This window comes from Nocardia sichangensis (assembly GCF_047200615.1).
Taxonomy (GTDB): Bacteria; Actinomycetota; Actinomycetes; order Mycobacteriales; family Mycobacteriaceae; genus Nocardia; species Nocardia sichangensis.
In genome coordinates this window covers 441,695-458,168 of record NZ_JBJZOK010000002.1, presented here as the reverse complement: position 1 = coordinate 458,168, position 16,474 = coordinate 441,695, and the positions used below count along the sequence as shown (strand labels likewise).

Annotated in this window: 14 protein-coding genes and 3 tRNA genes; 9 read left to right on the top strand and 8 right to left on the bottom strand. The window is 69.9% G+C overall.

Going from position 1 to position 16,474, the window contains the following annotated elements:
- The first annotated feature begins 417 nt into the window (after positions 1 to 417).
- The 4 genes from ACL03I_RS04725 (at position 418) to ACL03I_RS04710 (ending at position 2,289) form a co-directional block, all read left to right on the top strand.
- Positions 418 to 490: transfer RNA gene (locus tag ACL03I_RS04725), tRNA-Gly, on the top strand.
- Positions 491 to 533: 43 nt separating this feature from the next.
- A tRNA-Cys gene (locus ACL03I_RS04720) sits at positions 534 to 604 on the top strand.
- A gap of 1 nt (position 605) precedes the next feature.
- Positions 606 to 680 (top strand) — tRNA-Val (locus ACL03I_RS04715).
- 379 nt (positions 681 to 1,059) lie between these two features.
- A complete protein-coding gene (locus ACL03I_RS04710) occupies positions 1,060 to 2,289 on the top strand; it encodes a sigma factor-like helix-turn-helix DNA-binding protein (RefSeq protein ID WP_412805194.1) in 1,230 nt (409 codons plus the stop codon).
- Here ACL03I_RS04710 and ACL03I_RS04705 read toward each other — a convergent pair.
- A complete protein-coding gene (locus ACL03I_RS04705; protein WP_355070428.1) occupies positions 2,255 to 3,199 on the bottom strand; it encodes a hypothetical protein in 945 nt (314 codons plus the stop codon). The two genes, ACL03I_RS04710 and ACL03I_RS04705, sit on opposite strands and share 35 nt — an antisense overlap.
- Positions 3,200 to 3,748: 549 nt before the next feature.
- On the opposite strand from ACL03I_RS04705, the gene ACL03I_RS04700 reads away from it, so the two are divergent.
- Entirely contained in the window at positions 3,749 to 4,789 is a 1,041-nt protein-coding gene (locus ACL03I_RS04700) for a hypothetical protein (protein WP_355070426.1), read from the top strand.
- On the opposite strand, the gene ACL03I_RS04695 is transcribed toward ACL03I_RS04700, so the two are convergent.
- From ACL03I_RS04695 to ACL03I_RS04685, 3 genes are all read right to left on the bottom strand, one after another.
- Entirely contained in the window at positions 4,756 to 5,718 is a 963-nt protein-coding gene (locus ACL03I_RS04695) for a LysR family transcriptional regulator (RefSeq protein WP_355071034.1), read from the bottom strand. The two genes, ACL03I_RS04700 and ACL03I_RS04695, sit on opposite strands and share 34 nt — an antisense overlap.
- 427 nt (positions 5,719 to 6,145) lie before the next feature.
- Positions 6,146 to 7,705, bottom strand: a complete 1,560-nt coding sequence (locus tag ACL03I_RS04690) for a flavin-containing monooxygenase (RefSeq protein WP_412805193.1) — start codon at positions 7,703 to 7,705, stop codon at positions 6,146 to 6,148.
- Between the two features lie 58 nt (positions 7,706 to 7,763).
- A complete protein-coding gene (locus ACL03I_RS04685) occupies positions 7,764 to 8,996 on the bottom strand; it encodes a cytochrome P450 family protein (protein ID WP_412805192.1) in 1,233 nt (410 codons plus the stop codon).
- Between the two features lie 167 nt (positions 8,997 to 9,163).
- Between ACL03I_RS04685 and ACL03I_RS04680 the strand changes: the two genes are divergently transcribed.
- Positions 9,164 to 10,390: an MFS transporter gene (locus ACL03I_RS04680; RefSeq protein ID WP_355070420.1), complete on the top strand. Its 1,227-nt coding sequence runs from the start codon at positions 9,164 to 9,166 to the stop codon at positions 10,388 to 10,390.
- On the opposite strand, the gene ACL03I_RS04675 is transcribed toward ACL03I_RS04680, so the two are convergent.
- Positions 10,341 to 10,802: a hypothetical protein gene (locus ACL03I_RS04675; protein ID WP_355070418.1), complete on the bottom strand. Its 462-nt coding sequence runs from the start codon at positions 10,800 to 10,802 to the stop codon at positions 10,341 to 10,343. The genes ACL03I_RS04680 and ACL03I_RS04675 overlap by 50 nt on opposite strands.
- On the opposite strand from ACL03I_RS04675, the gene ACL03I_RS04670 reads away from it, so the two are divergent.
- Positions 10,801 to 11,340 carry a GNAT family N-acetyltransferase gene (locus ACL03I_RS04670; protein ID WP_355070416.1) on the top strand — a complete coding sequence of 180 codons (540 nt, stop codon included), beginning with the start codon at positions 10,801 to 10,803 and terminating at the stop codon, positions 11,338 to 11,340. The two genes, ACL03I_RS04675 and ACL03I_RS04670, sit on opposite strands and share 2 nt — an antisense overlap.
- 7 nt (positions 11,341 to 11,347) lie before the next feature.
- Here ACL03I_RS04670 and ACL03I_RS04665 read toward each other — a convergent pair whose 3' ends face one another.
- From ACL03I_RS04665 to zapE, 3 genes are all read right to left on the bottom strand, one after another.
- On the bottom strand, positions 11,348 to 12,100 hold the full coding sequence (locus ACL03I_RS04665; RefSeq protein WP_355070414.1) for an alpha/beta fold hydrolase: 753 nt from the start codon (positions 12,098 to 12,100) through the stop codon (positions 11,348 to 11,350).
- 68 nt (positions 12,101 to 12,168) lie between these two features.
- Positions 12,169 to 12,951, bottom strand: coding sequence for a tyrosine-protein phosphatase (locus ACL03I_RS04660; RefSeq protein WP_355070412.1), 783 nt, complete (start codon positions 12,949 to 12,951; stop codon positions 12,169 to 12,171).
- Positions 12,952 to 13,025: 74 nt separating this feature from the next.
- A complete protein-coding gene (gene zapE, locus ACL03I_RS04655; RefSeq protein WP_355070410.1) occupies positions 13,026 to 14,042 on the bottom strand; it encodes a cell division protein ZapE in 1,017 nt (338 codons plus the stop codon).
- Between the two features lie 17 nt (positions 14,043 to 14,059).
- Between zapE and ACL03I_RS04650 the strand changes: the two genes are divergently transcribed.
- Both ACL03I_RS04650 and ACL03I_RS04645 read left to right on the top strand, forming a co-directional pair.
- Positions 14,060 to 14,839 carry a pyrimidine reductase family protein gene (locus tag ACL03I_RS04650; protein WP_355070408.1) on the top strand — a complete coding sequence of 260 codons (780 nt, stop codon included), beginning with the start codon at positions 14,060 to 14,062 and terminating at the stop codon, positions 14,837 to 14,839.
- A 31-nt stretch (positions 14,840 to 14,870) separates the two neighbouring features.
- A complete protein-coding gene (locus ACL03I_RS04645; RefSeq protein ID WP_355070406.1) occupies positions 14,871 to 16,427 on the top strand; it encodes an alpha/beta hydrolase in 1,557 nt (518 codons plus the stop codon).
- Positions 16,428 to 16,474 lie beyond the last annotated feature (47 nt).

Below are 16,474 nucleotides of genomic sequence, written 5' to 3'. Positions count from 1 at the left end.
CGCTCTCCCGCTGAGCTATGAGACCTGACGGGTTCCGGCGGCGCGTGGCGCCCTCCGGACGAGACGAAACATTAGCACGCGCCACCGGTGGTTCACCAAATCGCCGTCCGGACAGGGATGGTTCGGCGCGGAGCCACCACTCGCGAGCAGTTCCTCTCGATCTTGCGCGAACTCTAGGTGGCGGACAAGCGGGGTCGCGACCACGCCGGCTGCGGTCGCAGATTCGGTGCGGCTCGACCATCGAGAGGACCACCGAGCGCCTCGACTCCCCCATCCACCACATGAGCCACCGGCGTCACAGCGCCCACTTTCCAGATTTCCGCCGTTCTACCAGCGGATTTGTACCTTTCACCGAGCGTCCGCTAATGTTCTGTCTCGCACCACGGAGGCCGGAAACGAGCCCCGGGGAGGCAGAATGCGGATGTAGCGCAGCTGGTAGCGCATCACCTTGCCAAGGTGAGGGTCGCGGGTTCGAATCCCGTCATCCGCTCGAGAGGTAGGGCCAGGCAACATTACGCCGTCCCCCTTTGCGCGGTGGAGTGGCCGAGTGGTGAGGCAACGGCCTGCAAAGCCGTGCACACGGGTTCGATTCCCGTCTCCACCTCGCGCGATTAGCTCAGCGGGAGAGCGCTTCCCTGACACGGAAGAGGTCACTGGTTCAATCCCAGTATCGCGCACCACCGTCTCACGAGGTCAGACCCGGTTTTCACCGGGTCTGATTTTGTTTGTGCCCCGCACGCGGATCGAGTTTCCACTGGCCATTCGTCGCGGTCCGGCTCGAGAACACGTAGTCGGCTACCCGTGGGCAGTCCGGTACCTACTGGCAGCGTTCTCCCTGATCACGAGTAGTCGAGTTGGGAGTTCCGATGCGATCTCCGATCAGCCCCGGTCCAGGAGCTACGAGAGCCGCTCGGTTCGCCGCGTGTGCGCCGCACCTGATCGAGCGCGCCGACTGCCAGGGAACGACTGCTGTCGCCGGCGACCAGGATCGGGCCGCGTGTCGGTGGGTAGGGATACGCTGTGGCGCACAGTGCCGGAGCCGAGTCAGGGGGTTGTCGCGTGACGATCAGCGCGGAGGTCGCGCAAGGCGCGGCGCCGGATGACGACGATCCCGAGTCACTCGACCTGCGCGACGACATCTCGTTCGAACTCGAAGAGGTCAACGAGGTGCTCGGGGAGCTGATCGCGCTGCGCGCCGACCAGAAGGCCAAGGACGGCGACCTGCTGACGGCTCGGCTGGGAGTCGGTGGCGAGAAGCCCGAGACACTCGCCCGGATCGGCGCTCGTTACGACCTTTCCCGCGACCGGGTGCGGCAACTGCACACCAAAGCGGTCGGGCAGATGATCCGGATGGCACAGCTTTCCGGACATCGGGCCGCCGCGGTCCTGTCCGCGCGCTACCCCCTCGACGCCATGGACCGGCAGCTCACACGCGCGCTGCTGGTGGAGACGTATGCGACCGACACCGATATCGCCGCGACCGAGCTGTCGTATCTCAAACTCCGGCTGGCCGGGCACGCCGCCGAGGACGCCAAGCGAATCGCCGGATTCGTCACCCAGCGCATCGCGGCGTGGCAGAAGAAGACCAACCGGCGCCTGGCGAAACTACACGACGCCGAGCCGCGCGCCACGAGTCAGCTGAATACCTGGCTGGGGCAGGTCGACTGGCCCCACGCAGGCGCCGCGGCCGCGATCCCGACCTCGTCCGCGCGCACCGTGGACAGCGACGACGACGGCCGGGGGCGCTTCTATCTGGACAAGGTCGGTCGCGACGTGCCGTTCGACTCCGGTCTCGAGGCCAGGCTGCTGCGGATCCTCAACGCCGGCGATCTCGTCGAGACCTTCCTGGAGCAGCCCGCGGCGGTCGTCTACGAACTCGACGGCGCGGAGCGGGTGCACTATCCGAGCATCGTCGCGCGGCTCACCGACGGCCGCACCGTACTGATCGACGTCACGCCGCTGGGCCATGTCGGCTTCCACGTGAACGTCGTGAAATCCGCCGCCGCTCGGGCATACGCGCACGCCAACGGCTGGGGCTGGCTGGTCTGGACCGGCAGCCGCGTCGGCGTCCCGGATCTGCGCGCCCGCCCTGTCGACGCCGCGGGTGAGCGGATGCTGCGCGACCTCGTCGAGCGCGGCCCCGTGCACTGGGCCGCGCTCCGCGAGGTGCGCGCGAAGACCGGCCTGGAACTGCTGGACTTCCTCGCGCTGGTGCTGCGCCACGAATGGCGGTGGGACCGGGCGCCGTTCCGGCTCAGCGCACCACCATCGCCCCCGCCAGGAAAGTGACGATCAGCAGCATCGCGCAGATGGTGATCAGCTGCCAGCGGCCGATGGTCACCTCGAGCTTGGCGATCGTGTTGCGCAGGGCCTTGTCGAGCCGGTCGTGATCGGCGATCGTGCGCTGGGCGGCGGCGAGCGCGTCGGCCCGTTCCTGCGCGGCCTGCTCCGCGCGCTCCAGTCGCGTGGTCATCTTCAGCAGATGTTTCTGCTTGTCGCGCAAGGCTTTCCGGGCCACCGCCAGCGACGTGCGCTGGTTGACCAGCTCCTGGCGCTGCCGGGCGATGACCGTGGCCTGCGTCTTCGTGTGGTACTCCCAGTCGGTCACGGTCGCCCAGCCTCCTGTCCTCTCGTCCCGATGGCCCCAGACATACTCGCCGCTCACCCAGCCCGCGATGAACTCGCGCAGCTCGACCGGCTCACGCCGCGGCGCCGCCATCGCGTGCTCGGTGTCGAGCACGCCGGTGACCGCGCGATAATCACAGGCGGCGGGCGCGAAGTCCGCGATGCCCAGGGCGTGCAGGTACGGCACCCAGTAGCCGGGTGGGCACAGCCACAACACGTCCGTACAACCCTCGGCGCGCAGCCGTTCGGTGTGCTCCTGAGCCAGTCCACGCTCCAGCGGACCGCTACGCACCTCGATCGCGTATATCCGGTCGCCCTTGCGCCAGTACACGTCCACCGGCAAGGTCCCGATGCGCTGATCCACTTCGGCCTCGTCGGCTCCGTAGGCGAGCAGCCTGCCGCACAACCAGTATTTGAGCCGCCGCATATCCCACTGGGCGGCGGCACATTCCGGGCACCCGCAGGCGTAACCGGTCTTCGATCCACGGATACGGCCGGAGGCCTCTCCGATACCCAACTCGGCGAGCATCGCTCGGCGCCCGCAGGCGATCTCCGCCCGCTGCTTCGTTCTCACGCGACCACTCCCCTGCACAAACCACCGCAGGCCCGGCGACCTACGCCATAGATCAAGAGTGCGTCAGACTCGGCTACCTCGCCAGCCCCGTTCACCCCGCGCTCGGGTGTGCCACACACGTGGCCTGCCGACGAGATCTGCGTTGTACTCTGCGGCACAAGGGCTTTCATCATGCCACGGGACGGCATCGGCCACTGCGGGAACGCTGAATTGACAGTTGCCGCCATCCCACGACGCGCCCGGCCGCTCGCAGCCCTGGCCCCGCGGCAACCGGCACGGCCTTCGCGCATCCACCCCTGGGCGTGAACTCGCGCAGGACGCGCTTCGGGCGGATAATGACCGATCAGATGCGTCGGCCCGTTTCCGGACAAACCGGGTCGCCGCGTAATCCGCCTGCAGGGGGCTGATTCCGGGGGCCTAGGCTGCTTCGATCAGGTCTTGATTCGGCGGTGCACCGCCGAATCTTTCGCGAGCCGCGGATGTCCAACTGGGCGGATAGAATCGTCCGGCCGAGTGCGAGCTGGGCCGATACGGGGAAGTGGGTACTGGATGGAGCACGGTCAGCAGACCGGCGAGTCGGTCGGCACGATGTTGGCGAGTATCGCGTCGGCTCTCCGAGAGGTCAGCGAGAAGCTCGACGCGGTGGCGGCCCGGATCGACGGTGCGCAGACCGTGGTGAGCGAACCGACCGTCGAGGGGCGGTTGGCCGAGCTCGAGGCGTGGGCTTTCCGTGCCGGACAGGACATCTCGAGTCTCGATGCCAGGGTGGAGCGCCTGGAATCCGGTGACGACCCAGCGCAGGAGGACCAGCGAACTGCGCAACGCCCGCTACCCCGGGCAGCCGCGGGACGATCGAACGCGCGCGGACCGCAGCACGGCGGCGCCGAAGCCACTGCGCAGAAGAGCGATTCCCGCGAGCCGGCCGGTGCCACGAACGGTGTGCGCCCGCAGCGCACGCAGCGAGAGCCGGTGCACGCGGCGGTCGAACCGAGTTCTACTGCGCAGACGAGTTTCACACCGCCGCGCGAGCCCACGCCGACCGTGCTCGATACGAACGCCACGTCCGGGCAGAACTTCACCACGCCCCGCGACCCGGCGGCGAGCTTCACCGCCCCGCCGTCCCGTGAGCCGGCTTTCACCACTCCGGTCCAACGGGAGCCCGTATCGCCTTTCACCGCGCCGACACCGCGCGACCCGAGCCCGGGACAGCAGGAGGCGTTCATCGCCTCGCGCGAACCCGCCACCTCGTACTCCCCCGGTGAGAACGCCGCGTACGAAAGCATCGTCGCGTCCGCCCCGAGCACGACGCACAACGGCGCGGAGAACGGCACAGCCCCCGGCACCCCGGGACTCACCGGAGCGCACCGCGCCGGCGACGACGACCGCACCCCGGTCGAGAACACGCACGTGGACAAGCTGCAAGCCATGCTGGACGAACTCAAGCGCACGGCGGCGGCTCCGCTGGGCCGCTCCGACCTCTTCGGGCCGGCGCCGGGCGAGTCGACGACGAATGGCTATCAGTCCGACCGCACCGACGCGCAACGCCGACCGGCCGACTACCGGCTATCCAGCCCGCCCCCGATGTCCTGAAGGGCCTTGACGCGCCGCCGCTTCGGCGGAGGCGCCGCCGCGAACGAACGCAACAGGATCTGCTGGACGAGATCGCGCAGCCAGCGATGCCCCCCGTCGGCGGTGTTGCGCGGATGCCAGGCCATCCCGATGGCGACTTCGGGCAACGGCAGGGGTATCTCGAACGTGCTCAATCCGATCGCGGGTAGGGTAGCGGCGCTCAGCAAGGCGGGTGCGGGGCAGACCAGGTCGCTGCCGCGCACCGCGAACAGCGCGCTGGTCAGCGTGGGCACGGTGGCCACCACCCGCCGGGTGCGGCCGTGCAGGGCGAGCCGGTCGTCGATCGGGCCGTGCGAACGGCCGGTGCGCGAAATGCTCAGGTGCGGCGCGGCGGCGTACGCGGCGACGGTGACGCGATCGGTGACCAGCGGATGGTCGGTGGCGGCGACTCCGATCACCCGGTCGGTGAGCACTCTGCGCACAGTGGTCTCCGGGTCGGTGTGGTCGATCACGCCGACCTCCAGGTCGACGCGTCCATCCCGCATCGCCCCGGTGCCCTCGGCGATGTCGGGCAGGAAGCGCAGCGTCACGCCAGGCGCTTGGGCGCGCACCGCGGACAGCAGGGGCCCGGCCAGTTCGGTGAGCACCATGTCGCCCGCCTGTATCGCGAACGTCCGGCGCAGCGCGGCCGGGTCGAGGTCGTCGCGCGGCGTCAGCAGTGCGCGTCCCTGCTCGACCAGCGTGCTGACCTCGTATCGCAATTCCAGTGCGCGCGGCGTCGGCACCAGGTTGCGACCGGCACGCACGAGCAGCGGGTCGCCCAGTACGTCGCGCAATCTGGCCAGCGTCCGGCTCATCGCGGGCGGCGAGGTGTGTAGGCGCTCCGCGGCCAAGGTGACGCTGTTGGTGTCCAGCAGTGCGTCGAGGGCCACGAGGAGATTCATGTCCAGCGCTTCCACCCTTGGATTATCGCCAACGCAAACAGCGGCCCCCGGTATTGCGCGCGGGATAACTCGCGGCGAGTCCGAACCGAGCGGTTCCACCGGACAGTCGGAGGCGGAACCGTCCGTGCTCGAGCGGGCCGCCGCCGCGTGCACGGCACCGTTGCGAGCATCCGGCTGGCCGGTGAGCTGGGGATACGCCCCGCACAGGCCAGCTGGGCGGCGGCGCGACAGTCCTCATCGAGCGCGCCGGACCCAGAAAGCAGCACCGCAGACCGATCGGCCATCGGATGGCCCGGCACGATTTGCCGCATGACAGCCGCCGGTTCGGCAGTCGATGCAAGTGTGCGCACGCGGTCGCCCACCCCGCGGCCCGGACCGATCGGAGAACTCGCTGACCGAGTGGACCGGCGCTACCCGGGTCCGCCCCGATGTTCTAGTGGCTGACCCGGCCGCTGTCGCCCTCGTACGGAAGCAGCTCAGCCTCGATCGGCACCGCCGGGCGTGCCACCGGCCCTGGCCCCGGCTTGCGACGGTTGGCCAGTCCGCGGTAGGACTCCGGCCTGATCCGGCGGAACACCTGCGCCACGCGCGTGTGCAGCGGCAGGCGGAACTTCAGGTCGGCGAGCATCTCGTCGATGTTCTGGATGGAGAACGGGACGACCGCGGTGCCGTGCGCGTGGTGGCCGTGCGTGCGTTCCTCCATCCAGCGCAGCCGGGCGTCGATCTCCTCGTCGAGTTTCTCGGCGGGCGGCAGGACGAGCCCGCCGTTGAGCAGCGCGGCGGTCCAGTGCGCGGCGACCTCGGCGTTCAGCGTGCTGATCACCGAGGAGTTGTAGCCGGCGAAGGTCAGATTCGGGACCTCCAACGGCAGGATCTGACGGTGCAGGCGGAAATTGCCGTGCTCATCGGTCAGCCTGCGCTGGATGTACGGCGTGAGGAACGGCACGCGCTGCTGGAAGCCGGTCGCGCAGATCACGACGTCCGCCTGCAGCACCTGCCCGGTGGACAGCCGGATCCCGGGCGCCGCCTTCGGGCCACCGCCCATCTCGGTGATCGTGGTGTCCCGGTGCACCGTGATACGTCCGTTGGCGACCTGCTCGTAGAAGCCTTCGCTCACCAGGCTGACGGTGCTCTCGGCGATCTGCTCGAACCGCCCCTCGGGCACCAGACCGAGTTCACGCAGCTGCGAGTGCTTGGTGACCAGTTCCTGGATCAGATCGAAATTGCTGATCCGTACCGATTCGCCGGGGCCGTCGAGGAACCGGTCCATCCAGCGGGGCCGCAGGTAGTGGAAGTGCGCCTCGCCGAAGCGGGTCAGCATCAACCGCTCGTAGTCGATCACCCGCGCCAGCTTGCGCGGCATCTTCCAGAACAGCCGCCGGGCCACCACCGAGGTGGACGCCGCCACCTCGCTCACCGCGGTGGCGATGTCACAGGCGGACTTGCCGTAGCCGACCACGACGACCGACTTGCCGCGCACCGACTCCAGATCGGTGAACTCCGAGGAGTGGCACAAGCGCCCGCCCGCCGCGCGGAACCAGTCGGCGCCGCGGTACTCCGGCATCGCGGGTTCGCTGAAAACACCGTTGGCGATGACCAGGTGATCGCACGAGGCGCGATGGACTCCGCTCGAATCGCGAATCTCCAGCAACCAGCCGCTGTCCACCGGATCGGCGGCGACCACCTCGGTGCCCAACCGCAGGTGCTCGGTCAGCCCGAAGTGCTCGGCGTAGGCGGCCAGATAGGCCTGCATGTGCTGCCCGTCGAGGACGCGCGGGTAGTCGGCAGGCATGGGGAAGTCGGAGAAGTGATATGTGTCCTTGGAGTTCTGCGTCTGCAGTCCCGGGTATCGCCGGGTCGCGCTCCACACACCACCGACATCGGGTGCACGGTCGAAAACCTCGACCGGAAAACCCGCCTGTTTCAGCACTTTCGCGCAGGCGAGACCTGCGATACCCGCACCGACGATCCCGATGCGGCTTCCGCTTGTCATGCGCGAGAGATTACGTCGCCAGCGGCGCACAGCAAAGTCGGTCGACCGAATCCGCTCTTCAGCGCACTACGGGCGTACCCACCGGGACCACCGGAAGCTCGAGCAGCCCACGGATCAGAATGCTCTCCCGCCACCGCAGGTCCGCGTCGTCGACGGCGGGCCGCAGCTGCGGATAGCGCCGCACCAGCCGGGTCAGCGCGATGCGGGCCTCCAGCCTGGCCAGCGCCGCTCCGAGGCAGTAGTGGATGCCGTGGCCGAAGGCCAGGTGCCCGTTCGTGCCGCGGTCCGGGTCGAACGCCGCGGGCGAGGCGAAGTGCCGTTCGTCACGGTTGGCCGACGCCACCGAGACCAGCACCAGCTCCCCTTCCGGGATGACGCCGCTCGCCAGGTGGACCGGCGCGGTGGTGTAACGCAGGGTCGCCACGTTGACCGGGCCGTTGTGGCGCAGCGTTTCCTCCACCAGCGGTGTGACGCCCGCCGGGTCGTCGCGCAGGGCCAGGTAGCGGGCGGGATCGGCGAGCAGTTCCAGCACGGAGTTACCGATCAGGTTCACCGTGGTCTCGTGACCCGCGACCAGGATCAGGAAGGCCATGGAGATCAGCTCGTCGTGACTGAGCCGGTCCCCTTCCTCGGTGGCGAGCAGCAGCTGGGAGATCAGATCCTCACCCAAGCCCTCCGCGCGCCGCCGGGCGACCAGGTCGTCGAAGTAGTCGACGATGGCGTCGGTCGCGGCACGGATGCCCTCCGGCGTGGACATGGGCGTGTCGACCACCGCCGCCGACCACTCCCGGAAGCGCGCGCGGTCCTCGACCGGCACGCCGAGCAGTTCGCAGATCACCGTGATCGGCAGCGGGAACGCGTACTCCGCGAGCAGGTCGACCGGACCGGCACCCGTCGCACGATCGATCGCGTCGAGCAGATCGTCCGCGATCGCCACGATCCGCGGTGCGAGGGCCTCCATCCGCGCGGGCGCGAACGCCGGTGTGACGAGTTTGCGCAGCCGCGAGTGCCGCGGCGGGTCGGAATTGAGCAGATGCAGGCTCAGGCGCGGGTTGACCGCCGTGACGCCGCTGCCACCCGCGGCTGATCGCCGCGCCTCGGCGCCCCTCGGAGCGTGCGGGTCCTTGTGGACGTCGGGATGGCGCAGCACCTCCTTGGCGGCGTCGTAGTCGACCACAAGCCAGGCGCGCACACCGGTGCGCAACCGGACCTGATGCACCGGCCCCTCGGCGCGCAACTGCTGGTAGAAGGCATGCGGCGTGCGAAAGAAATCCGCGGGCAGCTCTCTCATCCGATCGGTTCCCCCTGATTCGTGAGTATCGTTGCGGCCCTTCGATGGTGACACCGATCACGGATCTCGGCCAGGCCGCGCGACCGGACCATCCTGTGAGCAGCGTTGCCCCTCGTCGCGGCCCGGCCCGGCGCGCGTCGTCGTCAGGGTCCGGCTACCCTGCGCCAATGAGTTCGATCGCGCCCGTCCTGCGGCGTGCCCGGATCGCGAACTCGTTCGCGTTCGGCGCACAGGGCTTCTTCCTCGCCGTCGTGCTGACCGAGTTGCCGCAGCAGAAGGAGCGTTTCGGGCTATCGGACGGCGTGATCGCGGTCTCGGTGGTGCTGATCTCGTTGCTGGCGGGCGGCGGCAGCGTCCTCGCGGAGCGGCTGGCGCTGCGCTGGTCCAGCCGCGCGGCGGTGCGGATCGGGCTGCTGCTCGTGGCCGTCACCGGATCGGCGGCGGCGTTCGCGCCGAACACGCCGCTGCTGGTGGCCGCACTCGGCTGCTACGGGATCGCGGTCGGCATCGTCGACGCGAGCACCAACATGCAGGCCGTGTTCATCCAGCACGGCTATGGGACCTTCATCCTGTCGTCGTTCTACGCCGCGTGGAGCGCCGGAACGATAGCCGGGGCATTGTTCGTATCCGGGTGCGAGGCGCTGGAGGTGACGCTGCGCGAATCGCTGCTCGCGGCCGCCGCGATCGTGCTGCTGCTCGGCTGGGCGCTCGGACGAGGACTGCTCGGCGTGCGGGACGCGGAGACGAGTCCCGTCGAGACCGCTGCGTCCGGTCCCACCGTCGCGCTGCGCGCGTATGTCGGGTTCGGGGTCGCGATGGCGTTCGTCTTCGCGGTCGACCTCGCGGTGGGCAACTGGTCGGCTTTATACCTGACCGACGACCTGCTCGCCGGTTCGGCGACGGCGGCGCTCGCCTTCGCCGCGTATCAAGGCACGTCGTTGGTCTCCCGGATCGCCGGGGATTCGCTGGTGCGCCGTTTCGGTCCGCGCCCTGTGGTGCGGGCCGCCGCGGGCACCGGAGTCCTCGGTCTGGCTCTCGTGGTGGCCGCGCCGAGTCCGGCGGTCGCGATCGCCGGGTTCCTCGTCGCGGGCGCGGGCCTGCCCGTGATCGCGCCGCTGTGCTTCAGCGCGGCCGGGCAACTCGCGACCGGACGGGAGCTCGACGCACTGATCGCGCGTCTCAACCTGTTCAACTACGCGGGGACACTGCTCGGCGGCGGTGTGGTCGGCGCGATCGCGGCGAGCGTCGGTCACCGCGTGGGATTCGTGATCCCGCTGCTGTTCGCCGTGGCCCTGATCGGGCTCTCCCGCGTCTTCCGCTCCCATCGGGTCGCGAGCGCGCCTCCTACGCGGAAACTGGACCAGCCCACCGAACTCGGGCCTGCCACCGGCTAGTGCGACCAGCGGTGCACAACCGGACGTCGGCCGGCGCCAAGGTCTCCGAGCGCAATCGCCGCAATCGGCCGATCAGCCGATTCGCCAGCCACGGCGACAACAGGAAGGCCGGCGCGGTGGCGCCCGACACCGCGGCGCCGGTCAGCAGCGAGTCGCGTGACCGCCCCGCCGCGGTGTCCGCGGCCTGCTGGTTCTGGTCGCCCCAGAGCGCCACCACTTCGCTGTTCACCTGATCCGCGACCGATCGCCAGTCCGCGATGCTCACCGGCGGCGCGGGCGCGGGGCCCGACTTCGCGGGCACCGGGCGGATGACGGCCTCCTCCATGGCGCTCGCTTGCTGCCAGGCGCGCGACGAGGTGAGCGCCCTGAGCCGCGCCGCTGACGCGTTGTCGATATGCTCTGATGTAGCCATGAGCAACCTCTCCGTCGTCGTCGACCGCGCCGGGCTGTGGGACGCGGAAGCGCTCAGTGATGTTGCCGCCGCGACTTTTCCACTGGCGTGCCCGCCCGAGGCGACGCCCGACGATATCGCGGTGTTCGTCGGCGAGGTCCTGTCGGGCGAACGGTTCGGCGAATATCTGAGCGATCCGGCTCGGATCGTGCTCAAGGCTGTCGCGGACGACGACATCGTCGGTTACGCGATGCTGGTCACGGGCGGCCCAGCGGACCCTGCGGTGGCCGAGCCGGTCGGGCCGCACCCGATGGTGGAGCTCAGCAAGTTGTACGTGCTGCCCGGCCGGCACGGCACCGGGGTGTCCACCGCGCTGATGAACGCCGCGCTGGACTGGGCGCGCGCCGAGGGATATCCGGGCGTATGGCTGGGCGTCAACCAGGAGAACGTCCGCGCTCGGCGCTTCTACGCCAAACACGGTTTCACCGAGGCCGGCACCAGGACGTTCACCGTCGGCGCCCAGGTGCATCACGACTACGTGCTGCGGCTGGTCTTCTGATCCCGCCTCAGCGCAGGAAATCGACGAGTGCGGTGTGGAACGCGGGGTTCAGCACCGCCATCAGGTGATCGCCGGGCACCACGGCCAGTTCACCGTTCGGCAGCGCGGCGGCGAGTCGCTCCGGTTCGGCGGCGAAGGGGTCGTCCTCGCCCGCCAGCACCAGCGCGGGCACGGTGATGTCCGCCAGCGTCTCGATGGGACGATCGTCCAGACCCGTCGCCACGGCGTGGATGGCTTGTACGTCGGCCTGTACCGCGTCGGCCAGCACCCGGAACATCTTCGCGGTCGGCGACGCGTCCGCGCCGTCTCCGGTCATCGCGGCCTGCAGATCCGGCAGGTCGATCACGCGGCGATCGACGCCACCGCAGTCCAGCACACCCGACCCGATGCCGCCGACGGCCAGCCGCCGCACCCGCCGGTCGGTCGCGGCCACCATCAGCGAGATCACCCCGCCCATCGAGTACCCGACCTGCGCGACCTCCTCGAATTCGAGCTCGTCGTAGAGGGCGCGTACGTCACGCGCCATCGCCTGCCACGAGTACCGCGCCGCGTCGTGCGGCTTGCCGGAACGGCCGTGACCGCGCGCGTCCAGGGACACCACGGTGTGCCCGGCGGACTGCAGTGCGGCGACCACACCGGTGCTCATCCAGTTCGCGTTGGTATCCGCGACCACTCCGTGCTGCAGCACGACCGGGATGCCCTCGCCCTCCCACACCCGGTAATTGAGTTCCAGGCCGTCCCATGTCTCAAACTTCGCCATGCCGGGATCGTAGTGCACGGCACGCCACCGAAACTGCCGAAGCGGACGTATCGGGCCGGGTGCCGCGCTCAGGCCAGCAGTCGGTCCCGCAAGGCCGCGATATCGGCGTCGGTGAGTCCCATGCCGTCGCGGACATACGCGTCGAAACTTCCGTAGGTCCGATCCACCTGGTCGAAGGCGGCGTCGAGCCAGGATCCCTGAACGCCGTTGAGCGGGTCGTTCTCGCTGGCGTTGCGGAATCGGTTGGACAGCAGATAGTCCTCGGTGACCGTGGCACGATCGACGCCGAGCAGCGTGAGCAGCACGGCCGCCGTCCAGCCGGTGCGGTCCTTGCCCGCGGTGCAGTGGAACAACACCGCGCCGTCGGCGCCGATGAGGTCGCGCAGCACCGAAGCGAACGCCTCGTTCGCGCCGGGCGCGGTGATGAACGCGCGATACAGGCCGTCGCCTCCGGTGAGCGTGGTGGCGATGACCTCCGGCGGAGCTTGGCCGATCACGTCGGCCCAGTGCGCCGTCGCGCCCGCGGGCAGCCGGTCCGGACCGAGTGCGCGCTCGTAGACCGTGCGCAGGTCGTGCACGGAGCGCACGCGGCGGCCGGTCAGCGCGGCCAGATCCTCCGGCGTCGCGTTGTTCAGCTGCCCGGTCCGATACACCAGACCGGTGCGCACGATCCGGCCGTCGGTGGTGCGATACCCGCCGATGTCCCGCGCGTTCTGCACCCCTTGCAGGTGCAGGGAGGGATCGGCGACGACGGCCGCAGGCGGGTCGGCCTGCGCGATGACGACTACCGGCCCGAAGGCGACCGCCAGGCCGGCCGCCATCGCGACCGGGACGCGGAAACGAGTGGCCATTCGGCTGCTCCAATCATCGGGTCTGTGGGTCTGCCCACGTTCTCTCGCCGGCCGCCGAGGCCGGGCAGGCAGCGCTAGGCCGCGACCTCGAACCGCGAAAGCGCGAGCAAGCGGGAGATGGCGCGCAGGTACTTCTTGCGGTAGCCGCCCTCCAGCATCTCGGCGGAGAAGATCTCGTCCAGTTTCGCGCCGGACACCGTCACCGGCACGCTCGCGTCGTAGAGCCGGTCGGCCAGCACCACGATGCGCAGCGCCACGGCCTGATCGGTGACCGGATGCACGCCGGAGACGAACACCGACGACACCCCGGAGATCAGCGCGCCGTACTTCGACGGATGCAGGGTGCTGAGGTGCTTCAGCAGCGCGTCGAACTCGTCGAGCGTGGAATTCGGTGTGCTCGCCGCCCGTTCGGCCAGGACCGCGGCGGCGGTGGGCTCCGGCGCGGGGGGCAGATCGCGGTGGCGGTAGTCCGGCCCGTCCACGCGCACCGCCTCGAAGATGGCGCCCAGCTTCTTGATCTCGCGCATGAAATCCTGTGCGGCGAAACGGCCTTCGCCGAGCTGCCCCGGCAAGGTGTTCGACGTGGCCGCGATCGAGACACCGGCCGCGGACAGTTCGGTCAGCAGGCGCGAGACCAGCATCGTGTCGCCGGGATCGTCGAGCTCGAATTCGTCGATGCACAGCACGCTGTTGCCCGAGAGCCGCTCGAGGGCATTGGCGAAGCCGAGCGCGCCGACCAGGTTGGTCAGCTCGCCGAACGTACCGAACGACTTGGGCGCGGGCGAGCTGTGGAAGATCGAGGCCAGCAGGTGGGTCTTGCCGACGCCGAATCCGCCGTCCAGATACAGGCCCGCGCCGCTGACCTGCTTCTTCTTACCGAAGAAGCTCTTCTTGCCCGCGGCCTTGCTGATCTTGGCGACCTGCCCGGCGAACTCCTCGGCCTTGCCGACCGCGGCCGCCTGGCTCGGTTCCTTCGGATCGGGAATGTAGGAGGCGAAGCTCACCTCGTCGAACATGGGCGGCGGCACCATTTGGGCGACGAGCTGATCGGCCGGGACCTCCGGGTGACGATCGACGAGGCGTTCTTGCATGGACGAAGCCTAAAGACGTGGTGAGATCTGATTTCATGCAGCGTAGCCAGAATGCGATCCAGCTCACAGCACTCGGCCCGGACGACCTCGCGCAGATGTACGCCTTCCCCGCCGCGCTCGACGCGCCTTGGGTCCGCGCCAATTTCGTCTCCAGCATCGACGGCGCCGCCACCAGCGGCAACCTGACCGAAGGGCTGGGCACCCCGGCCGACCGAACGGTGTTCATGTTGCTGCGCGAACTGGCGGAGGTGATCGTCGTCGGCGCGGGCACGGCGCGTGCGGAGAACTACGGCGGGGCGCGCACCGACCCGGCGCGCCGCCGCGCGTTCCACGAGCGCGGCATCGGCGGGCATCCCGACGGCGCGCCGCCGCCGATCGCGGTCGTCACGGCGAGCGCGGCGATCGATCCCGGCGCGCGCCTGCTCACCGATACCCAGGTGCCGCCGCTGATCATCACGACGACCACCGCGCCCGCCGACCGCAAGCAGCGGCTGGCGGACGCGGGCGCCGAGGTGATCGAAGCGGGTGGCATCGCGGTGACGCCCAGCGGCTTGCTGCGGGTGCTCGCCGAGCGCGGCCTGCTGCGGGTACTCACCGAAGGCGGCCCGCATCTGTTCGGCGAACTGCTGGAGGCGGATGTGGTCGACGAGCTGTGCCTGACCACCGCGCCGCTGCTGGTCGGCGGCGCGGCGCGGCGAATCTCGCTGTCGGCGCACGAATTCCGCGTCCGCATGACGCGCGCGCACGTGTTGCTGGACGACGACGGCACCATGCTCACCCGGTGGGCCCGTCGATGAAAGAACCGTCCGAACCTGGCAGGCTGTAGCAATGCGCTGGACTCGGGCCGCCGTGCTTGCCGCCACCCTCTCGATCGTGACCGCCGGTTGCGGCGCGGGACCGTCGGATCGTCCCGGTGTCGCGGTGCAGCGCCCGCCGGTCGCTGGCACCGCGACCACCTCCGCCGCGCCCGCTCCTCTGCCCAAGGCCGAGCTGCCCAGAACCGACCTCAGTTGGCGCGAGTGCACCCAGCCGACCTTGGATCAGTTCGGACTCGGCCCCGCGCCCGCCGGGTTGGTGCTCGACTGCGCCGAGTACGCCACCCCGATCGACTCGACGGGCACGGTGCTGGGCAGTTTCCGCGCGGCCGCGTTGCGGGCCAGGCTGGCGCAGACCCCGGCCGACGCGCCGCCGCTGGTGCTCACCTCGGGCTCGGATCGCTCCTCCTCCGCCACCCTGGCCGGGTTGGCCGCTGGCCCCGCCTCCGTGCTGCTGGCCGCCCGCCCGATCGTCGCGGTGGACCGGCGCGGCATCGGCGGCTCGCAGCCGATCGATTGCCTGCCCACGGAGATCCGCCGTGGCCTGGCCGACAACGCCCAGTCCGGTCCCGGTGCGGGCGACCCGGTGGCCCGCATGACGAAGTTGAGCCAGGACGGCACCATCGCCTGCCGCGACTTCCTGCAGCCGTACGAAGGCACCTTCGACGCGCCGCACGCCGCCGACGACATCGAGCAGTTGCGCAGGCAATGGCAGGTGGACCACATCGCGCTGCTGGGCACGGGCAACGGCGCGAAGGTCGCGCTCAGCTACGCCCGCAAGTACGGCGATCACGTCGCCAGGCTGGTGCTCGACTCCCCGGAACCGGTCGGCACCGACGCCGTGACCCGCGCCGAACAGGCCGTGCAGGGCGCCGAGGCGGCGCTGACGGCCTTCGCACAGCGTTGCGTCGGCGTCGGCTGCTCACTCGGGGCCGATCCGCGCGCCGCGGTCACCGATCTGGTGAACCGTGCCGCGGGCGGCGAACTCGGCGACATCTCGGCGAACGCGTTGCTGACCGCGGTGTCGGGCTTCCTCGGCAGCCCGCGCGCCGACCAGGCCTCTCGGGTCACCGAGCTGTCCGACACGCTGGCCGCGGCCGGACGCGGCGACCGCGGGCCGCTGAGCAACCTGATCAGGCAGGAGGCCGCGGCCACCGCGAGCGACGGCCAGTTCGTCAACCGCTGCACCGACACACAGCTGCCGCCGACGCCGGCCAAAGCGAACGAACTCGCGGGCACATGGGCGGGCAAGTATCCGGTTTTCGGCAAGGCGGCGGCCATCGGCCTGATGGAGTGCGCTGCCTGGCCGGTGTCGACCGCGCCTCCGCTGCCCGAAAAGCTGGGTATTCCGGTGTTCGTGCTGGGCGGGGTGGCCGATCCGGTGGTCGGTAGCGGCGGTCAGTCCTCGGTGACCGGCGCGATAGGTTCGGCGGGCGCCCGGCACGCGGCGCTGTCCTGGCAGGGCTTCGGGCATCCGGTGTCCACGCATTCCGGCTGCGCGCAGCGGGCGGTGCTCGACTATCTGAAGGAGGGCAAACTTCCCGCAGATGGCACCGCATGCCCGGCGTAGCCCGGGCGTGCGGAGCCGTTCGAGCGGCGCGTCCGACAGGTCCGGCC